At 55.3% G+C, this 20189-nt stretch carries 18 protein-coding genes; 13 read left to right on the top strand and 5 right to left on the bottom strand.

Annotated features, from left to right (window positions below):
* Positions 1-26: 26 nt before the first annotated feature.
* Positions 27-941 (bottom strand): alpha/beta fold hydrolase, encoded by a 915-nt coding sequence (locus KVT28_RS09615; RefSeq protein ID WP_217548012.1) that lies wholly within the window; start codon positions 939-941, stop codon positions 27-29.
* A gap of 169 nt (positions 942-1110) precedes the next feature.
* On the opposite strand from KVT28_RS09615, the gene KVT28_RS09610 reads away from it, so the two are divergent.
* A complete protein-coding gene (locus KVT28_RS09610; protein WP_217548009.1) occupies positions 1111-2028 on the top strand; it encodes a DMT family transporter in 918 nt (305 codons plus the stop codon).
* A 2-nt stretch (positions 2029-2030) separates the two neighbouring features.
* On the opposite strand, the gene KVT28_RS09605 is transcribed toward KVT28_RS09610, so the two are convergent.
* Positions 2031-2918, bottom strand: a complete 888-nt coding sequence (locus KVT28_RS09605; protein ID WP_217548007.1) for a MurR/RpiR family transcriptional regulator — start codon at positions 2916-2918, stop codon at positions 2031-2033.
* Positions 2919-3114: 196 nt separating this feature from the next.
* On the opposite strand from KVT28_RS09605, the gene KVT28_RS09600 reads away from it, so the two are divergent.
* The 4 genes from KVT28_RS09600 (at position 3115) to KVT28_RS09585 (ending at position 7808) form a co-directional block, all read left to right on the top strand.
* Positions 3115-5244 carry a TonB-dependent siderophore receptor gene (locus KVT28_RS09600; protein ID WP_217548004.1) on the top strand — a complete coding sequence of 710 codons (2130 nt, stop codon included), beginning with the start codon at positions 3115-3117 and terminating at the stop codon, positions 5242-5244.
* A gap of 40 nt (positions 5245-5284) precedes the next feature.
* On the top strand, positions 5285-6394 hold the full coding sequence (locus tag KVT28_RS09595; protein ID WP_192235609.1) for an ABC transporter substrate-binding protein: 1110 nt from the start codon (positions 5285-5287) through the stop codon (positions 6392-6394).
* 116 nt (positions 6395-6510) lie between these two features.
* Positions 6511-6663, top strand: coding sequence for a general stress protein (locus KVT28_RS09590; RefSeq protein ID WP_101761338.1), 153 nt, complete (start codon positions 6511-6513; stop codon positions 6661-6663).
* Between the two features lie 248 nt (positions 6664-6911).
* A complete protein-coding gene (locus tag KVT28_RS09585; RefSeq protein ID WP_210080219.1) occupies positions 6912-7808 on the top strand; it encodes an SDR family oxidoreductase in 897 nt (298 codons plus the stop codon).
* 35 nt (positions 7809-7843) lie between these two features.
* On the opposite strand, the gene KVT28_RS09580 is transcribed toward KVT28_RS09585, so the two are convergent.
* A complete protein-coding gene (locus tag KVT28_RS09580; protein ID WP_217548002.1) occupies positions 7844-8749 on the bottom strand; it encodes a LysR family transcriptional regulator in 906 nt (301 codons plus the stop codon).
* A 147-nt stretch (positions 8750-8896) separates the two neighbouring features.
* Between KVT28_RS09580 and KVT28_RS09575 the strand changes: the two genes are divergently transcribed.
* Positions 8897-9643 carry an SDR family NAD(P)-dependent oxidoreductase gene (locus tag KVT28_RS09575; protein ID WP_217548000.1) on the top strand — a complete coding sequence of 249 codons (747 nt, stop codon included), beginning with the start codon at positions 8897-8899 and terminating at the stop codon, positions 9641-9643.
* Between the two features lie 39 nt (positions 9644-9682).
* Here the strand turns inward: KVT28_RS09575 and KVT28_RS09570 are convergent, their stop codons facing one another.
* On the bottom strand, positions 9683-10855 hold the full coding sequence (locus KVT28_RS09570) for an ROK family protein (protein ID WP_101761334.1): 1173 nt from the start codon (positions 10853-10855) through the stop codon (positions 9683-9685).
* Positions 10856-11007: 152 nt separating this feature from the next.
* Here KVT28_RS09570 and KVT28_RS09565 point away from each other — a divergent pair, with 152 nt between their 5' ends.
* Genes KVT28_RS09565 through KVT28_RS09550 form a run of 4 tightly spaced genes read left to right on the top strand, consistent with a single transcriptional unit; the run spans position 11008 to position 15843 of the window.
* Positions 11008-12327, top strand: a complete 1320-nt coding sequence (locus KVT28_RS09565) for an MFS transporter (RefSeq protein ID WP_217547998.1) — start codon at positions 11008-11010, stop codon at positions 12325-12327.
* 10 nt (positions 12328-12337) lie between these two features.
* On the top strand, positions 12338-13981 hold the full coding sequence (locus KVT28_RS09560) for a GMC family oxidoreductase (RefSeq protein ID WP_217547995.1): 1644 nt from the start codon (positions 12338-12340) through the stop codon (positions 13979-13981).
* Positions 13974-15053 carry a Xaa-Pro peptidase family protein gene (locus KVT28_RS09555; RefSeq protein ID WP_217547992.1) on the top strand — a complete coding sequence of 360 codons (1080 nt, stop codon included), beginning with the start codon at positions 13974-13976 and terminating at the stop codon, positions 15051-15053. The genes KVT28_RS09560 and KVT28_RS09555 overlap by 8 nt, the downstream gene beginning before the upstream one ends.
* A gap of 10 nt (positions 15054-15063) precedes the next feature.
* Positions 15064-15843, top strand: a complete 780-nt coding sequence (locus tag KVT28_RS09550; protein ID WP_217547990.1) for an SDR family oxidoreductase — start codon at positions 15064-15066, stop codon at positions 15841-15843.
* Between the two features lie 47 nt (positions 15844-15890).
* Here KVT28_RS09550 and KVT28_RS09545 read toward each other — a convergent pair whose 3' ends face one another.
* On the bottom strand, positions 15891-16250 hold the full coding sequence (locus tag KVT28_RS09545) for an NUDIX hydrolase (protein WP_192235122.1): 360 nt from the start codon (positions 16248-16250) through the stop codon (positions 15891-15893).
* Between the two features lie 129 nt (positions 16251-16379).
* Here KVT28_RS09545 and KVT28_RS09540 point away from each other — a divergent pair, with 129 nt between their 5' ends.
* From KVT28_RS09540 to proP, 3 genes are all read left to right on the top strand, one after another.
* Positions 16380-17129 carry a DeoR/GlpR family DNA-binding transcription regulator gene (locus tag KVT28_RS09540; RefSeq protein WP_217548525.1) on the top strand — a complete coding sequence of 250 codons (750 nt, stop codon included), beginning with the start codon at positions 16380-16382 and terminating at the stop codon, positions 17127-17129.
* Positions 17130-17271: 142 nt separating this feature from the next.
* Positions 17272-18162: an oxidoreductase gene (locus KVT28_RS09535; protein WP_217547988.1), complete on the top strand. Its 891-nt coding sequence runs from the start codon at positions 17272-17274 to the stop codon at positions 18160-18162.
* A 200-nt stretch (positions 18163-18362) separates the two neighbouring features.
* Positions 18363-19802: a glycine betaine/L-proline transporter ProP gene (gene proP, locus KVT28_RS09530; RefSeq protein WP_217547986.1), complete on the top strand. Its 1440-nt coding sequence runs from the start codon at positions 18363-18365 to the stop codon at positions 19800-19802.
* The last annotated feature ends 387 nt before the right edge of the window (positions 19803-20189 follow it).

Below are 20189 nucleotides of genomic sequence, written 5' to 3'. Positions count from 1 at the left end.
AGTCGCCAGACATGGCGACCTGACGTTTAATTAAAAAACTCACTCAACGCCTCTGCCAGCGCCTGCGGTTGCTCATCCGGAATGAAGTGACCGCAGTGCGCGATCTTAATTCCCGTCACATCCGCAGCGAATTCACGCAATGGTAAGGCCATATCCGGAATCGAACCCTGATCGGCGCTGATCGCCAGTAACGGCAACGCTAATTTGCCGCGTTCTTTCAGCAACGCACGGTTTTGCGCCGCCGAAACCGTCACTTCACGATAAGTCGCCATTCCGGCGCGTATCGCGCCCTTCTGCTGTAACAAACGGGTATATTCCGCCATGTCCTCATCGCCAAACACCATCGGACTGGCCGCTTTGCGTTTCAGGAACCATTCGAGATAGATCGCTTCGCGCCCTTCTATCAGCGCCTCTGGCAAATCCGGTAAGAGATGAAACGCGAAGTGCCAGGTTTTCCACGCTTTATCCGGCGTGGCGGGCAGCGATTCTGGCAACGTCACGCCAGGAATACCGGCATCAAGCAGCGCCAGTTTCTTCACCTGATCGCTAAACAGCGTGGCATACGGCCAGGCAACCCACGCGCCGACGTCGTGCGCGGCGAGGTAATAGCTTTCATGACCCAATTGCTGCATCAAGCCCTGTATATTCTGCGCCAGCGATGTGGTGTCGTAGCCGCTGAGCGGTTTATCCGAGTCGCCTTGACCGGGTAAATCCGGTGCGATAATGAAATAGCGATCGCCCAGCAGCGCCATCACCTGGCGCCAGGCGAACCAGCTTTGCGGAAATCCCGCCAGCAGCAGCAACGTTTCTCCATTTGCATTGCCGCCGCTGACGTAGTGCAAACGCACGCCGTCGACCGTGGCGTAATGATGGGAAAATCCGTCTAACGCGTTGAATGGCTGCGTCCAGCCCTGTGCGTGTTTGATAACTGATGCTGACATTTTCGCTCTCCGCATATTTAGGAAATGATCAATTCCTAAATACTACCTGATGATTGCGCTACCTGGGAATATTTCTGCAAAGCGGTAATCAGTCGCCGTTAATAGCGGCCCGACGGAGCGGGTTATTTGCTATTCTGTGCGCGACTCTTTCTTAACAATTGTGAAACTTATGCGAACATCGGATTTGTTGCGGCTGCTGCTTTTAGCGGGGATTTGGGGTGCCAGTTTTCTGTTTATGCGCATTGCGGTACCGGCGCTGGGCGCGGTGAACACCGCGTTTTTACGCGTGTTTTGCGGCATGTTGGGTTTACTGATCATCATGGCGATGATGCGCATTCCACGCCGCTTTGAGGGCAAATTAGGTTGGGCGATGCTGCTGGGCGTTATCAACTCAGCGATTCCGTTCCTGATGTATTGTCTGGCGGCGCGCGTGCTACCGGCAGGCTATTCCGCAATTCTTAACGCCACCACACCGTTGATGGGCGTAATCGTTGGTGCGGCGTTTTTCGATGAAAAACTGACGATCACCAAAGTTCTCGGCATGATAGCCGGATTCAGCGGCATCATTGTCATCAGCACCACCGGCGAAGCGCATCTGAGCACTACCTTAATTGGAGGGATTCTGGCTTGCCTGGTCGCCACCGCCTGTTATGGATTTGCCGGTTTCCTGACCAAGCGCTGGATTGGTGCACGCGGCGGACTGGATGCCACCAAAGTGGCTTTTGGCAGCCAATTGGGTGCATCGCTGTTTTTACTGCCGGTCTTTGCCTTTAGTGCTCCGCAAACGCCCGCCAGCAGCTGGCAAATCCCGGAAGTGTGGGCTTCTATTTTGGCGATTGGGTTTATCTGTACCGCGCTGGCCTACATTATTTATTTCCGTCTGCTGGCCGATATTGGCCCGCTGCGCACGCTGACCGTCACTTTTATGATTCCGCCGTTCGGGATTTTGTGGGGCTGGTTAGTGTTGGGCGAGCAGATCAATCAGGGTTTTATCGGCGGTTCGCTGCTGATTGTTTGCGCGGTGTGGCTGGTGACCAGCAACGGCTTTGGCAAACGCGCCGCTGTAAACAGCAGCGCCAGCAAATAGCGTTACTTTTTGCCGGATGGCTTCAGCGATCGATTGAGATCCTGAATACGCTTCATGGTTTTTACCGTACGCGATGAGGTCGCGGAAGCCACCGACAATATCAACATCTCCAGACACACCAACACCGTTCCGTGCAGCGGCATGCGACCATTCTCGCCGCCGCGCGGCACGTTAATAATGACATCCGCCTGTTTAGCGAAAGCCGAATCAAGCGCATTAGTGAGCAAAATCACCGGCATGCCGAGACGCTTCGCCTCTTTCAGCGCGGTCATGCCTTCACGGTGCGCCGACTTCTGCGCCATCATAATCAGCACATCGCCGCGTTGCAGCCCAATCAACTGTTCCGCCAGCGCAATCCCAGAGCGATTGAGCGTTACCGCCGGAATACCAATGCGCGTGAACAGACGCGCACTGTAATCCGCCAAAATCCCGGAGGCATTAATGCCAAATAGCGCCACCTGACGCGCGTCAATCAAGTGCGTTACCGCTTTGGCGACGGCTTCACGATTGTGCGGTTCAGACAGCGTATCGCAGGCATGTTTATGGCCGCTCAACACAAAATTGATGCCGGAATTGATATCGCACGACAGTTCGCTGACGGTGGCGCTCATCTTCTCTTCAGAGTTCATCGCCGGTCCAAACCAGGCGTTTAACGTGGTTTTTAAATCGCGCAAACCGGCAAAACCTAATGCCTGCACCGCGCGTACCACCGTCGCATCCGAAGTGTTAGTGGCCCTGGCAATTTCCAGCGCCGTGGCATCCAACACCACCTCGCGATGGTCGTGGATGTAACGCGCCACCGCTTGCAGACCGGATGATAATGTCGGTGCGCGTAACCGATAGCGTTCACCCAGCAAATCCACACGACTTTTAATGCTATTTCGACTCATCTGCTGATTGCTCTTTAAAGTGTCAGAGTTTTACTGAAGGTTTGTAGTGAATTACCCACTTACTACTTAGATCTAAGATGTAAGCCAATGAATTTAAGATAATAAAAATGTAACGGCTTCGTAACCATTTCCATTTACTACTACATTACAACATGGTTGAATGATTCTCAATTGCATTGCACCAGGTTAATAAAGAATGAATAACAACAAGCCGTCGGCTTTTAAATCTCAACGCCATCCCGCCATTCTGGCTGCGATTTACGGCGTCAGCATTTGGGGTTCCACCAGCAGTTTTGCCGCCGAGGAGAGCAACACGCTCACCGTTTCGGCGCAGGAAGATAACGCACAAGGTTACAACGTCACTAATAGCGCGATCGGCGGTAAAACCTCTACGCCGCGCATTAACCAGGCGCAGTCGGTCAGCGTGGTTACGCAGCAGCAGCTGGAGGATTATCAGGCGTCGAGTCTTGCCGACGCGATGCGTTTTGTCAGCGGCGTTACGGAAGGCAACACGCTGGCCGGCACCGAAGATGGCTTCGTGCGTCGCGGCTTTGGCAGCAATTCGGATGGTTCGATCTATCGCGATGGCGTGCGCAGCAGCCAGGGTTTGAACTTTGATGCCACCACTGAGCGCGTTGAGGTGTTGAAAGGCTCCGCATCGCTGCTGTACGGCATCCAGAATCCGGGTGGCGTAATCAATGTGATAAGTAAAAAGCCGCAGTATGAGTGGCACAGCAAAGTCAGCGGCCGAACCTCCAGTGAAGGCGGTGGCGCGGGCACGGTGGATGTCACCGGACCGCTTGGCAACGGCTTCGCCTTCCGCCTGATTGCGGAGAAACAGAATCAGGATTACTGGCGCAATTTCGGCAGCGAAAAGCACACGCTGATCGCGCCCTCGCTGCAGTGGTTTGGTGAGCAAGCCAGCTTCCTGATTAGCTATTCAGATTATCAGTACGACATTCCTTACGATCGCGGCACCGCATTCATCAACGGTAAGCCGCTGGATATGGGCTACAAAGATCGTCTGGATGACAAAGCCAACCATGCATGGGGCCACAACAAAACCCTCAACGCCCATTATGACTGGCAGTTTAATGATGACTGGAGCACGCGCGTCACGCTCGGCTGGAACCAGCGTCAATACGATAATAATGAAGTGCGCGTCACGGCGGTCAATGCTAACACTGGCGTGGTGACGCGTCGTGCCGATGCCAATCGCGGTTTTAACCATAAAACCAAATACGTTTCGTGGGACGTGATCGGCTCACAGCAAGTGTTAGGGATGACGCACGATCTGGTGCTGGGCACCGATTACGAGATGATCCAAACCTATCGCGCGCATCAGTATCAGGGCAAAGCCAACACCGGTTTCAACTTCACAGATCCGCAGTACGATATTCTTTCGCCTGTTACCAACAGCAGCACCGAAAACAGCGCCAACGCCAATAACCTCAACCGCACGCACAGCCGTTCAATCTATGCCAAAGACAGCATCAGCCTGACGGAAAACTGGATTGCAGTGCTGGGCGGACGCTATCAGCATTACGAGCAACGCGCCTCGAAAGGTTTTGATCCGGTGGTGCAAACGCTCGACAGCGAAGGCAACAAATTCCTGCCGCAGGCCGGTTTGATCTACAAAGTGACGCCGGACGTTTCGCTCTACACCAGCGTGAGTAAATCCTTCACACCATCGACCGATGTTGATGATGATGGCAACGTCGGTAAACCGGAACAGGGCACCACATGGGAAGTCGGCAGCAAGTGGCAGATTTCACCGAAGCTGTTTGCCAGCGTCGCGCTGTATCGCATCAACGAGCGCGATATGTCGCTAAGCATTAACGGCACCACGCGCGCCATCAATAAAGCGCGCTCCAGCGGCGCGGAATTTGAGTTAAATGGCGAAGTGCTGCCGGGCTGGGATCTCAGCGCCAACTACAGCTACGACAAAGCCGAGATCGTGGATGACGGTGTTAACGCGGCTAATAACGGCAATCGCCTGCAGAATGCGCCGCGCCACGCAGGCGCGCTCTATCTGAGCCATAATCTGGCGATCTCCGGCATTCCGGGCGATTTCCGCGTAGGCGGTGGTGCGCGCTATGTGGGAACGCGCGCCGGCGATCCGGAAAACAGCTTTACCCTGCCCGATTATGTGGTAGCGGACAGCTTTGTCGCCTGGAACAATCAGCTGTTTGGCGAGAAAACCCAGCTGAAGCTCAATCTGAATAATCTGTTCAACAAACACTATTACACCTCCAGCGGCGGCAATCTGCGCGTGCGTGAAGGAGAAACCCGCAACCTGATGCTCGAGGCCAGCGTTGAATTCTGATTCGATATTTGTACGACGTGCGCCAGGCTTGTCCGGCCCGATGTTGGTGGTGCTGGCCTGTTTTCTGCTGGTGCTCAGCAGCGTGGCTTGGGCAAAAACCATCACCGATATCGACGGTAATCGTGTTGAAATCCCCGATCGTCCGCAGCGTATCGTGCTAGGTGAAAGCCGCATGCTGTATACGCTGGCGTTACTGGAGCCTGGCGATCCGTTTCAGCACATTGTGGCGTGGCCGCAGGATCTGAAGAAGTACGACAGCCAAACCTGGAACAGTTTTGCCCGTCACTTTCCCCAGATGCTGAAAATCCCGTCGCTGGGTGCCGGCGGGCCGAACGCCATTAATCCCGAGCAGATTCTGGCGCTGAAACCGGACGTGGTGATTTTGCCGAGTCTGGCACGCTACGATGATGCCGACCTCCGCCTTGTCACCATGCTGAAAGCGGCGCACATTCCGGTGGTGAAGATCGATCTGCGCGTGCATCTGCTGAAAAACACCCGCCGCAGCGTGGAGATATTTGGCGAAGTGCTGAATCAGCAGGCGCGGGCAGAAGCGTTTAATCGTTTCTACCAGCAGCATATGCAGGTGATTCATGATCGCTTAGCCAGCTATCAGGGCGCGAAACCGTCGGTGCTGCTGCAACTGCATCTTGGACGCCGTAACGAATGTTGCGTGACGGCGATCAACGGCAGCCTCGGCGAATTACTCAACGCAGCGGGCGGCGACAATATCGCCAACAAAACGCAGCACGGCGTGTTTGGTCGCCTGAGTGAAGAGAGCGTAATTGCCGCTCAGCCGCAGTACTATTTTGCTACCGGCTTTGGCGATAACGCCTCGCAGGGCTTACTGAAATTAGGGCCAGACGTGGCACCCGAAACCGTGCTCAGCAGTTTCAGACAGCTCACCGCGCAGCAAAACGGTTTACGCGAATTATCAGCATTGAAAAATGGTCACTCGGCGGTGATCTGGATGAATTTCTACCTCAGTCCGTGGCACATTGCGGCGACAGAATTTATGGCTAAAACACTCTATCCACAGCTGTTTGCGGACCTGGAACCCGAAAAGACCCTGCAGCAGATTTTTCGTGATTTCTTACCTATTCCTTATAGCGGCACTTATTTTATTAACATCCCGCCAGCGAGCAATAAATAATCACTTCCGCTCCGCTTGTGATTAATCCGAACCTCGCTAATCTTAAATTGCAGCACGGGCATGGCGTTGAAGCCCTTATTTCCGCCATGCAACAACAACTCACGAGAGGATGTTTTATGGCTGAGCATAGAGGCGGTTCCGGTAATTTTGCTGACGATAAGAAGAAAGCATCAGAAGCCGGTAAAAAAGGCGGAGAAAAAAGCGGTGGTAGCTTCAAAGATGACCCCGCTAAAGCATCAGAAGCAGGTAAGAAAGGCGGCAAGAAGTAGCCAACCATGTTTTAAATAGCACGTAGCACCTTGGAAATCCGCCAGGGCACGGACGCCCTAAGCATTATCCACTTCTGCAGTCGCACCTCGATAAATATTGTTAATTACATCACGTTACTGCTGCACTTTTTAACCCCCTTTCGTTTACCGTTTCGTCTTAATAAATCTGATTGCTCACTTTCTAACGTGACAAACATCACATTTATGCCAGGCTTAGTTTATTCACCTCATGCGACAAGGAGATATATATGACATCGCAAACCACAAATAAAACCCTTATTACTGAAACGTATCCGGTTCCGCCATTTAAAAAGCAGACGCAACCGATGCCGGGTTTGGCGAGCAAAATGGATCCCCGCCCCGATCATGGTGAAACCAGCTATCGTGGTACCGGTAAATTGACCGGTCGTAAAGCGCTGATCACCGGTGGTGATTCCGGTATTGGCCGCGCCGTGGCAATTGCTTATGCCCGCGAAGGTGCTGATGTCGCCATCAACTACCTGCCGGAAGAAGAGGCTGATGCGGCAGAAGTGGTAAAACTGATTGAAGCCGAAGGCCGCAAAGCGGTGGCGATTCCGGGTGATATTCGTTCGGAAGAGTTCTGTCAGAAGCTGGTGGATCAGGCGGCTGAGCAGCTAGGCGGATTGGATATTCTGGTGAATAACGCCGGACGTCAGCAGTTTAATGAATCCATCCTGACACTCTCTACTGAAGATTTTGACGCCACCTTTAAGACCAACGTCTATGCGATGTTCTGGATCACCAAAGCGGCGCTGAAATATCTGCCAGCTGGATCGTCCATCATCAACACCTCGTCGGTGCAGGCGTATCAGCCAAGCGCGATCCTGCTGGATTATGCGCAGACCAAAGCGTCGATTGTCGCGTTTACCAAAGCGCTTGCGAAACAGCTGGGTGAAAAGCAGATTCGCGTCAACGCGGTTGCACCTGGCCCATACTGGACCGCGCTGCAGGTGAGCGGCGGACAACCGCAAGAGAAAGTGGAGAAGTTCGGTGAATCCGCACCGCTGGGTCGTCCGGGACAACCGGCTGAAATCGCCCCGCTGTACGTCACGTTTGCCGATGTGAAAAACAGCTTCACCTCCGGCCAGGTGTGGTGCTCTGATGGCGGCACCGGCACGCTGTAATCATCTTTGGGGTCGCCATTCGTGGCGATCCCGCTCTACCCGTTCAATCGTTCAGGAAACACGTCCCTCAGCCATCCGATAAATACCCGTAATCGCTGCGTAAGATGACGATTCTGCGGATAAACCACATGAAACGGATAATTCCCCGGACGCCACGCCGCCAGAATCTCAACCAATTTCCCTGCCTGTAAATCTGCTGCCGCTGCATAGCGGAAGGTCTGAATAATCCCTAAACCCGCAACCGCTGCCGCCAAATGCGCGTTACTTTCATTGACGCCAATCCGATGCTCACTCTTAATCTCAAGCTGCTCTTCGCCCTGGGTAAAACGAAACGGAAACGCTCTGCCGCTCTGCGGTGACAAATAGCTCACCATGCGATGTCCATTTTTCAGCTCCTGCGGATAAGCCGGTACGCCATAGGTTTTCAGATAGCCCGGCGCGGCGCAGGTAATCATCTCCGCATCCCCCAAATGACGCGCCACCAGCGACGAATCGCTAAGCGGACCGCCGCGAATCACGCATTCGACGTTACCGCTGATCAAATCCACCGCGCGATCCGCAACGCCAAGATCGATACGAATGTCCGGATAGCGGGCAATAAAATCGGGCAGCGCCGGAATCAACACATCGCGCGCGGTTGAGCCGCCAATATCAATACGCAGATAGCCGCCAGGTTTGGCGCTTTCCGCATTAAACGAGTGGTCGATATCTTCCAAATCGCGCACGATGCGCAGCGCTTTTTCATAGTAATCGCGCCCTTCTGGCGTCACCGTGACGCGCCGCGTGGTGCGTTGCAGCAAGCGAATGCCGAGATGCGCTTCCAGTTCCTGCACCAGTTTGCTCAGTGTGGCATTCGGCATATCGATCGAATCCGCCGCACGCGTAAAGTTGCCCGCTTCGACGACGCGCGCAAAGGCCTTTATCGCCAATAACTGATCCATGCTGTTTTCCGCCGCCTTTAATTATCCACACACAGAAATAGTCATTTCGATTTTACACTATTTATCAGCAAACGCCGTGAAGATAGATTGCTTCTCATGCACTGCAAGGCAGTCATCAAAACCTCATCACCCATTGGAGAAGCAAACATGAACGCACTCAACGGCAAAATCGCATTGGTAACCGGCGGCACAACTGGCATTGGTCTGGCATCCGCGCAGGAGTTGGCGACACAAGGCGCACGCGTGTTTATCACCGGTCGTCGTCAGGCGGAGCTTGATGCGGCAGTCGCCAGCATCGGTGCCAGCGCCAGCGGTATTCGCGCTGATGCTGCGGTGCTAAGCGACCTCGACAACGTTTACGCAGAAATCGCCAAACAAGCGGGCCGCCTCGATATCCTGTTCGCCAACGCCGGTGGCGGCGACATGCTGCCGCTTGGCGCCATCACCGAAGAGCATTTTGACCGTATCTTTGGCACGAACGTGCGCGGCGTGCTGTTTACCGTGCAGAAGGCGTTGCCACTACTGAGTGACAATGCCTCGGTGATCCTCACCTCGTCCACCACATCGGTTCAGGGTACTGCCGGATTCAGCGTATACAGCGCCAGTAAAGCCGCGGTGCGCAACTTTGCCCGCTCATGGGCGCTGGATGTGAAAGATCGCGGTATTCGCGTTAACGTTGTGAGTCCCGGCCCGGTGCGCACGCCAGGTTTGGGTGGTTTGGTGCCGGAAGATCAGCAGCAAGGATTGTTTGATGCGCTGGCGGCGCAGGTGCCGTTAGGTCGTCTTGGCGAACCTGGCGAAATTGGCAAAGTGGTGGCGTTTTTAGCGTCCGATGCGTCCAGCTTTATTAACGCCGCTGAGCTGTTCGTCGATGGCGGTATGGCGCAGGTCTGAAAGCTATTGTGTAGGTCGCCATTTATGGCGACCACGCTCTCAAGCCGCACTGGGTTCCGCCTCCACATACAAATAACCAATCCCCAGCACCTGCCGCGCCCGATCCAGCTGACCAAAATGCACATTGGTGCCTTTGCTTTTCAACGCATCACGCGGATCGAAGGGATTGAAATCGATCTGCCGCACAATGGTCTGCAACCAACTGTCACCAAAGGTACAGCTGCGACCATATAACCAAATCTGATTAATATTCAGCGTGTTGAGAAAATTATATAAGCTCATACCAATCGCTTCGGCGGCGCGCTGTGCCCACGCTACAATCCAGGGTTCGCCCGCTTGCCACGCTTGCAATAACTGCGTGCTGCTGGGCTGCGGCGCTTCGGGATCGCGCTGATGAGCCGCCTGTTTTAAGGTGCTGAGTGAGGCCACCGTTTCCAGACAACCCTGACGGCCGCAACTGCAGCGCTGGCCGTTAGGCTCAATGATGGTGTGGCCGATTTGTCCGCTGCCGTACAAATTGCCGCGAAAAATCTCACCGTTGATCACAAATGATGAGCCGATGCCGTAATCCACATTGATGACGCAGAATTCGCTGAGCGCATTGCGATTTAACCACTTCTCAGCCAGCGCCAGCATCACGCAGTCGTTATCCACACGCACTTCCACGCCGAGCTTCTCCTCCAGCAGAAATTTCAACTGCAACGGCGTTTTCCACGCGGCCTGCGGCATATGCTGTGACACACCGGTGACCGGATCAACCTGACCATGCACTGCCAGCGCCAGATTAATGCGTCGCTTCGGCCACTGTTTGCAGGTTTTCCGCCACACCGCCTCAATCTCACTGAGCAATGCTTCCGGCGTTTCCGCTTTGATAGCGACTTGCTCAAATTCTCCCTGCGCTACCAGCTGCGCATCGGCCAGTTGCCGTTCAATGCTGCTCGGTTTGACGCATAAACACAGCGTCCAGGCACCGTTGGATGGCAGTGCAAAACTGCCATTGCTGTTACCGCGAGCGCTCATCAGCGCCTCAGAGTGTTGCAGTTTTCCTTCATCCAGCAGCGCCTGCAAAATTTTGCTGGTGGCTGGAATGGTTAAGCCGCTGAGGTGTGCCAATTGAGATTTACTGAGTTGCTTATGCCGCCACATCAGCGACATAAACAGCGCCTTATTATGTTTTCGCACCTGCAAATTGTTCAAACCAACCGGCTTCATTTTGTCTCCATTACACTCCATCCGCCCCGTTTACTAAACAGAGTTTACTGTCTTTTGTGATGGTTTCGCCATCCTCTTTACTACCGTTGTCTTAAAGTTCGTGCTCATCCCAATAACAAAAAAATATCCTCACCTCCCAAGAGACATTGAACATGACAACATCACCTGCAAACCATCCGTGGCTGATCCGCCTCGGCATTCCACCCGCGCTGGCCTGGGGCTACGTCGCTGTATTGCTGTTTATGATTGGCGATGGCGTGGAGTCGAACTATCTCGCGCCTTACCTGCATGAAAATGGTTTCTCACTCAATATCGCGGCGGCAGTGATCGCCTTCTACGGCGTCACCGTTACGCTCGGTTCGTGGCTGGCCGGTTCACTCTCCACACTCATTGGCCCGCGCAAAGTGATGCTGGCAGGCGGTGTGATCTGGATTGTGTTTGAAGTGCTGTTCCTCGCCATCGCCTTGCCTTCCCATAGCGTGGCCTTGCTGGCGTTAACCTACGGTTTGCGCGGCGTTGCCTACCCCATGTTTGCCTATGCGTTTCTGGTGTGGATTCAGGCCGCCGCACCCGCCGATATGCGCGGTTCAGCAACCGGTTGGTTCTGGCTGGCGTTTACCGGCGGCTTGCCCACGCTGGGATCGCTGGTGGCGATCTTCTCAATACAGTTGATTGGTGAATATGCCACGTTCTGGCTTTCGCTTGGGCTGGTTGTGTTGGGGTTGCTGGTCATGGTGATCGCGCTGAAAGAACGCAGCGGCTATCAGTCGTTGCTCGATAAGCAACACCGTCAGCAGAGCGTTGCGCGCACGCTGATGGGCGGCATCGATATTTTGTGGCGTGAACCGCGCATCGCCGCGGCTGCCGTGGTTCGCATCATCAACACCACGCCTTACTTCGGCTTCTTTATTTTCCTGCCAGGCTTTTTCACCGAGCAGATCGGATTTACGCAAACCGAATACCTCAGCCTGATCACCATCATGGGTTTAGTCGGCATGAGTTTTAATCCCATTGTCGGCAAGCTCAGCGATCGCATCGGCTGGCGCAAAGTGCTGACGGTATTTGGTGGACTCGGTTCCGGCATCTCAATGTTGCTGATGTATTTTGTGCCGCAGTGGAGCCACGGCAGCTTTGTACTGAGCGTCATCTGCGCGTGTTTATATGGCATCACCTTGTGCGGCTATGTTCCCGCTGCCGCGCTGTTCTCTTCCCTGTGCCAGCCAAAAGATAAAGGCAACGCGATGGCGATTTACTGCTTTGCTGCCGGGCTTTCCACTTTCTTTGGCCCCGCGCTCTATGGTGCCTTCAACGCGCTGTTTGGCACCTCGGGCGTGGTGTGGGGTTACGCCGCTTTGTACTTGATCAGCGCCCTGGTTTCCTGGTGCTTCCTGCTCAGCCCGCTTGATCCCGGCGAGCAGCATAATCCCGAGGCGCAGCGCCTGCGCCGTTTAGATTCTGTCGCTTCAGAGTAAAGAGAGAGCCATGAAAGAGTTTGATTACATTGTGGTGGGCGGCGGCAGCGCCGGTTGTATCGTCGCCGCCAGGTTAGTCACGGAAGGCAACGCGCGCGTGCTGCTGCTGGAAGCCGGGCGCGATGAGTATCACCCGGTGCTAAAGATGCCCGCAGGTTACATGAAGTTTCTCGCCAGCGACAAATTCCTCACCCTGCACCAGACCGAGCCGCAGCCACAGCTCAACGGACGCGGCGTGATTGTGCCGCAGGCGAAAGTGTTGGGCGGCGGTTCGACGGTCAATGCGATGGTGTATATGCGCGGCCATCGCCAGGATTACGCCGACTGGAACAGCGCACTTGGCAATCAGGGCATCGACTGGTCGTGGGATGCGCTGCTGCCGCACTTTACCGCCATCGAAGATAACGATCATCTCGGCGCGCCCCATCACGGCGTCGGCGGGCCAATGAAAGTGTCGCATCTCGGCCACTTCAGCCCACTGAGCCGCGCCTATGTGAAAACTCTGCAGGGATTGGGGATTCCTTACACGCCGGATTTCAATACCGGCAATCCGTTTGGCGTAGGCTTTATGCAGCACACCATTAACGGTCAGACGCGTCAGCGCTGCAGCGTGGTGGATGCCTTTATTACGCCGCTGCGCCATGACGCGCGCTTGACCATTGTCACCGGCGCGCAGGTAGAGGAGATTCTGTTCGAGGGCGCAAATGCCAGCGGCGTACGCTACACACAGGATGGCCGTCCGCAACGTGCCAGCGCGCGTAAAGAGGTGATTCTGGCTGCCGGTGCCTATCAAACGCCGAAGCTGCTGATGCTCTCCGGCATCGGTCCACAAGCCCAGCTAAAACAGCATGGCATCACGCTGCGTCAGCATTTGCCGGGTGTCGGCAAGAATTTGCAGGATCACTATGAAGTGCCGGTGGTGGCCAGCACCAACGGTGCCTTTGGCTATTATGGTCAGGATCGTGGCTGGCCGATGGTCAAAGCCGGCTTGCAATATATGTTGTTCAAAACCGGTCCGGTCACCACCACCGGCGTGGAAACCTGCGCCTTCTTTGATCCGCTCGATTTCAGGGCCACGCCAACGATTCAGATGTTTTGCGTGCCCACGGTGTATCTCGACCGCGACGTGATGGGCGCCGATCCCGGCCATGGCGTTACCGTCAATTCGCTGCTGCTGCGCCCCAAAGCGACCGGCGAGGTCACGCTGCGCGATAGCAGCGCCAGCAGCTTGCCGATTATCGATACACAAATCTTTGGTCATCCCGACGATTTGGCGCGCACCATCGCCGGTTTCCGTTTTGCGCGTAAGGTCATCACCGCGACGCCCATCGGCGCGATGGTGCAGCAAGAGATCTTCCCCGGTGCAGAGATTACTTCAGATGAAAAGATTGCCGAACACTGCAAGCGCATGGTGAAAACCGGCTATCACCCGGTGGGCACTTGCCGCATGGGCCACGATAACGATCCGCTGGCGGTGTTACACGACGACCTGCGCGTGCGCGGCGTTAACCGCCTGCGCGTGGTCGATGCCTCAATGATGCCCAACATTATCAGCGGCAACACCAATGCCATTGTGATGGCGGTGGCCCATCGTGCTGCTGAATTGCTATTGCAGACGCAGCAGAGCGCGAACAAGGAGCACGCTTATGAGTGAAAAATTATCCCGCCTGCAGCGTGCACTCGCCTCCTGGCAACTCGATGGTGTGCTGCTTACCCGGCGCGATAACATCGCCTGGCTGACCGAAGGTGCCAGTTTTTACGTAGTGGAACGCGCCGAAGTCGGCGTGGCCAGCTTGCTCATCACGCAGGACAAGGTTTTACTGCTCGCCCCTGAAAATGAGATGCCGCGTATCCTCGCCGAAGAATCGCTGCCGTTTGCCTGTGAAACGCTGAGTTACCCGTGGTTTCAATCGTTAAATACCCTGTTGCCTGAGGGCAAATTCGGCAGCGATACGCCGCAAAACGGCATGTCTGATATTCAACAAGCGATGGTCGCACTGCGACAGGGTCTGAACAGCAACGAGCAGCAGCGATTTAAAGCGTTGGGGCGTGAAGCCGCGCAGATTGTCGAAGGCGTGGCGCGTCAGTTACAAGCAGGCGTGACGGAATGGCAGGTAGAGGCCGAGATTGTCGCAGCCTGTCTGGCACGCGGTATTCGTCCGATGTGCACCTTAGTGGCGGCTGATGAGCGTATTAGCGCGTTCAAACATCCGGTGCCCACGCAGCAAAAGCTGCAACAACACATGCTGATCACGCTCGGCGCCGAGCGCCACGGGCTGCACGTGAGCCTGACGCGGTTAGTGCATATCGGCGAACCTGGTCCCGCGTTACGCCAGCACCTCAACACCTTGTGCCAGATCCACGCCGATATTCTCTGTGCAACGCAGCCGGGCCAAAGCTGGTCAACGCTATTTCAGGCAATTAAAGATGCCTATCAGCGGCACGGACATGGCGATGCGTGGCGCGATCATCATCAGGGCGGCCCGGCGGGTTATGGTTGCCGCGACGTGATCCTAACGCCAGATACGCGCGGCGATATTCACTCTGATATTGCCGTGGCGTGGAATCCCACGCTCAGCGGCGTAAAAAGCGAAGATACCTTTTTACTTACCGCTGAGGGCTGCGAAGCCTTAACGCGCAGTGGCGAATGGCCAATGATTACTGTGCAGCACGGCGAGCGCACGTTGTACTTCCCAGACTGGCTGGCATTACCGGCATCTTCATAAGGAGGCGATTATGTCATCACGATTAGCTAATAAAACCGCGATTATCACCGGTGCTGGCAGCGGCATAGGCAGCGCAATCGCTACACTGTTTGCGCAACAAGGTGCTCGCGTGGCGCTGTTCGATCTTGACGGTGAAACCACCGAAGCGCTGGCGGCAGAGTTGCAGCAGCAAAGTGGCCAACACTGTATTGCCTGTAGCGCAGATGTCACGCAACCCGAGGAGGTGCAGCGGGCGGTGAGCGAAGCGCAGCAAGCGCTGGGCCCGATTGATATTCTGATCAACTGCGCGGGCGTGAATGTGTTTCGCGATCCGCTGGCACTGGAAGATGACGACTGGCAGCGCTGTATGGAGGTCAATCTGAAAGGACCCTTCAACCTGATCCGCAGCGTGCTGCCGGGCATGCTGGCGCGCCAGTACGGCAATATCGTTAACGTCGCGTCGGTACACGGGCACAAAATCATTCCCGGCGCGTTTCCCTATCCGGTTGCCAAGCACGGTTTGATTGGCCTGACGCGTTCGCTGGGCGTGGAGTACGCCAGCCAGGGCATTCGCATTAATAGCATTTCTCCGGGTTTGATCATGACGCCCGCCGCTGAAGCCTGGCTGGCAAGCTGTCCCGATCCGCAAGCCGAGCGTGAACGGCAGGCCGCTTTGCTACCGTGCAAACGTATTGGTGAACCGCAGGAAGTGGCATATACCGCGCTGTTTCTCGCCTCGGACGAAGCGCGCTTCATCAATGCCACCGATATCCTGGTTGATGGCGGACGCAGCCAGATTTATCACGAGTAATAAATGATATTTTTATCGGGTCGCCATTCATGGCGACCACGCTTAATCTAACTCTCAATCACCGGAATCTCATCCAGTTGGGTAAAGATCGCCATCCCCCGCTCTTTGCCAATCCGCACATCGTTATCAGCCCCCTGCGACGCGCCCGGAATGCGTAAAATAGCATCGCAACAGTGAATCAAACGATGCGCCACCGGATAGAGAAAAGATTCACTGATTTCATCGCCAATTGTCTGCGAACCGGCGGCGCTCGCCAGCGGCAACGCCAGCCACTCACCAATCACCGGCGTATGTCCGCGCTGGTAGACCTGCAGGGCAATCTGGTCTAATTTCTTAATGTTTTCATGAATTAACACTTGATTGCCGTTGGTGCCGCTGCGTACGGGCCCTGCTATAAGAATCAACATTGAATTTCTCCAAAGGTTCGATGGTGTGGGCAAGCGTTTTTTTGCACGATTTGCCCGGCGATAGGTGACAAAATCTACGCTAGCATGCATAATCGTGCAGATACAAGTAAAAACATGAATGAGAAAATAATGCTCTCCAGCCAACGTAAACAGCTAATCCTCGCGATTTTGGGTGAGGAAAAACAGGTGATGTCGAGCGAGCTTAGCCAGCGCTTTGCGGTGTCGGAAGACTCAATTCGCCGCGATCTGCGTGAGCTAGCCGCCGAAGGATTACTGCAACGTGTACACGGCGGTGCGCTGCCGGTTTCTGCCGCTATCGCACCGTTTGAAACACGCAAAAGCGTGCAGATTAGCTCTAAACGCCTTATCGCGCAGAAAGCGGTCCAGCTAATCCAGCCCGGCCAGGTAGTGATTATCGATGGCGGCACTACCACCGCCGAGATGGTGAAATTGCTGCCGCCGGACCTGGCATTTACCGTGGTGACGCACAGCCCAAGCATCGCCGTGGCGCTGGTAGATTATCCGCAGGTTGACGTGATCATGATTGGCGGCCTGCTCTATCGCCATTCGGTGGTGGCGGTGGGTGCGGCGGTGCTGGAAGGCATTGCGCGGATTAATGCCGATCTGTTCTTCATGGGCGTGACCGGCGTGCACAAAACGGCGGGATTAACCACTGGCAACTACGAAGAGGCCGGGGTGAAACGTGCGCTTTCCGCACGCGCGGCGGAAACGGTGGTGATGGTGTCGAATGAGAAGCTGAATTCCGCTTCGGCGTTTGCCATCGGCGAATTATCACTGGCCAGCACCTTGATCGTTGATGCTCAACCCGATGACGAAATGTGCCAACTGCTGCGGAAAAAGCACATAACTGTGCTGTAAACGGCTATTCTTCGCTGCTAAACAATTAAGGTCATCGTACGCTTTCCAATCAAAGCCTATCCCGTAGCGGCGCGATTTATCGCGCAATGAATTGCGCCGCTACGATCCCTGCAAGCATTTTGATAATCAGGAGCTTAATAAGATGTCTGAGAATCCCACCATCGCCCTTATTGGACCGGGCGCGATTGGCACCACCATCGCAGCGGCGCTGCATGAAGCTGGACGCACGCCCACGATTTGCGGGCGTACCGCACATCCGCAGCTGGAGTTGCGTCACGACAGCGGCAAAATTATTGTTCCCGGCCCGGTGCTCACCAATCCCGCCGAGATAGCCCAGCCGTTCGATCTGGTGTTTGTGGCGGTGAAAACCACCCAGGTTGAGGATACCGCGCCCTGGCTGGCGGCGCTGTGTAATGAAAATACCGTGGTGTGCGCGCTGCAGAATGGCGTGGAGCAGAAAAGCCAACTCGCGCCCTATGTCAATGGCGCGACCGTGCTGCCGTCGGTGGTGTGGTTCCCGGCCCAGCGCGAACCGGACGCCTCGGTGTGGCTGCGCGAAAAGCCGCGCCTGACGCTGCCGGAAACACCTCACGCTGAGTTGGTGGTTGCGGCACTGCGCGACACACGCTGCGCGGTCGATCTCTCCGCCGATTTCCTGACCATTGCCTGGCGCAAACTGCTGCAAAACGCGGTTGCCGGTTTAATGGTGCTGTCGAATCGTCGGGCGGGTATGTTCCAGCGCGACGACATCAGCGCGCTGGCGCTGGCCTATTTGCAGGAGTGCCTGACGGTAGCGCGCGCCGAAGGTGCCGCGTTAAAAGATGAGGTGCCGCAGGAGATTCTAGAACGCTTCCACCGCGCACCGACTGATTTAGGCACCTCGATCCTTGCCGACCGTCAGGCCGATCGTCCGCTGGAGTGGGATATCCGCAACGGCGTCGTGCAGCGTTATGGCCGGGCGCGCGGCATTCCTACGCCAATCAGCGATGTGATTGTGCCGCTGCTGGCGGCCGGTAGTGAGGGGCCAGGCTGATCATCTACATTCACGGTCGCCATCCATGGCGACCACCCTCAAGCATGCTATCTACCCGTGTTTTATCCTGCCAACTTGCGAGATGTTAAAATCTTTACTAGGGTTTGCGCTTCTTCTGCCTCTTATAGCTTTCTTTTCCATTTATGAAATTACGGCTGCGAAAGCTATAAGATCGCGCCATTTTCTCAACTGGGGAATTTATGAGCACAGGAACGGATACAACACAATCAGCCACAGCCAGTGGCTTAACCGTTGATGACATCACCGTTATCGACAACAAATTGCTGAAACGCGCGGTCGGTGCCGCCGCATTGGGTAATGCGATGGAGTGGTTTGACTTCGGCGTTTACAGCTATCTCGCCGTGATCATTGGCCAGGTCTTCTTCGCCGATGCTAGCGCTGCCGCGCAGCTGATCGCTTCGTTCGGTACTTTCGCCGCGGCGTTTTTGGTGCGTCCGATTGGCGGCATGGTGTTTGGCCCACTCGGCGACCGCATTGGACGTCAGAAGGTATTGGCGTTAACCATGATCATGATGTCGATCGGTACGTTCTGTATCGGTCTGATTCCGAGCTATGCCAGCATTGGTATCGCTGCACCGATTCTGCTGCTGCTGGCGCGCTTGCTGCAAGGGTTCTCCACCGGTGGTGAATATGGCGGTGCCGCGACCTTTATCGCGGAATACTCCACCGACAAACGTCGCGGCTTTATGGGTAGCTTCCTTGAGTTCGGTACGCTGGGTGGCTATCTGCTGGGCGCCAGCCTGGTGACAGCAATGATCGCCTTCTTACCGCATCAAACCATGATGGATTGGGGCTGGCGTGTGCCGTTCTTCCTCGCCGCGCCGTTGGGTCTGTTCGGTTTGTATATCCGCTTAAAGCTGGAAGAGACGCCCGCGTTTAAAGATCACATGGATAAGCGCGAAGAGATGGAGCACAACAAACCGCGCCTGAGCGTGTGGCAGATGCTGCGCGATCAGCGTAAACCGCTGCTGAAATGTATTGGTCTGGTACTGTTGTTCAACGTCTCCAATTATATGCTGACCGCCTATATGCCGAGCTATTTAACCGGCGTGCTGGGAATGAGTGAACTATCCGGCCTGATGTTGGTGATGGTGATTATGTTTATCATGATGCCGCTGACGTTAATGTGGGGATATCTCACCGACCGCATTGGTCGCCGTCCGGTGATTGGTTTAGGCGCGTTGGGCTTAATCGTGCTGGCGATTCCGAGCTACATGTTGATTGGTTCCGGCAATATGCTTTTGGTATTTGCCGGACTGGCGATTCTGGGCTTATTGCATACTTGTTTCAGCGGCACCATGCCGGCAACGTTACCGGCGCTGTTTGTCACCGATATTCGTTATAGCGCGCTGGCAATTGGTTTTAACTTATCGGTTTCGCTATTTGGTGGCACCACGCCGCTGATTACCGCATGGCTGGTGGATACCACGCACAATAATCTGATGCCGGCGTATTACATGATCGGTGCCGGGATTATTGGTTTGCTGACGGTTTTAACCTTGAGTGAAACGGCACGCAAACCGCTGAAAGGTTCATCGCCTGCGGTGGCAACAGAAGCGGAAGCGCATCGTTTGATCGATAAATTGCGTAAACGTAAGGTCAAGCATAAACCGGCGTAGGTTCGAGTCGGCATTAACAAGGGCCGCAGTCCTGCGGGATTTAAAGCGATTTTGAGTTAAGAATACGCACGACTGCTGCAGCGCGGATGTTGAGGCGACATCCCAATCCGCTGAACGAATGAGGGATTCCAGGGCGAGCCGCAGGGATGCGGCGAGAGGTGGCGCTGAGCAGGAGCGAATCGCCGCCGGTCCGTCAGGAATCGTGAATGAGTGAAGGCACCGCGCAGCGGCGGGTTGGGCTGGCGCAAGGCCCGGGAGTGCAGAGGGCGCGGCCAGGCGTCCTCTGCTCGGTCGCCGCACGAAGATACTGCAACTGCCTCAGCATAGGGCGAACGAAAGTCGCTCGGCGCTTAACTGAGCAGCATTACGCCATTCATGGCGACCTCA

The organism is Pantoea sp. GbtcB22, from assembly GCF_019091025.1.
Taxonomy (GTDB): Bacteria; Pseudomonadota; Gammaproteobacteria; order Enterobacterales; family Enterobacteriaceae; genus Pantoea; species Pantoea leporis.
Note: the sequence above shows the minus strand (reverse complement) of the source record. Positions and strands in the feature narration are given on the sequence as shown.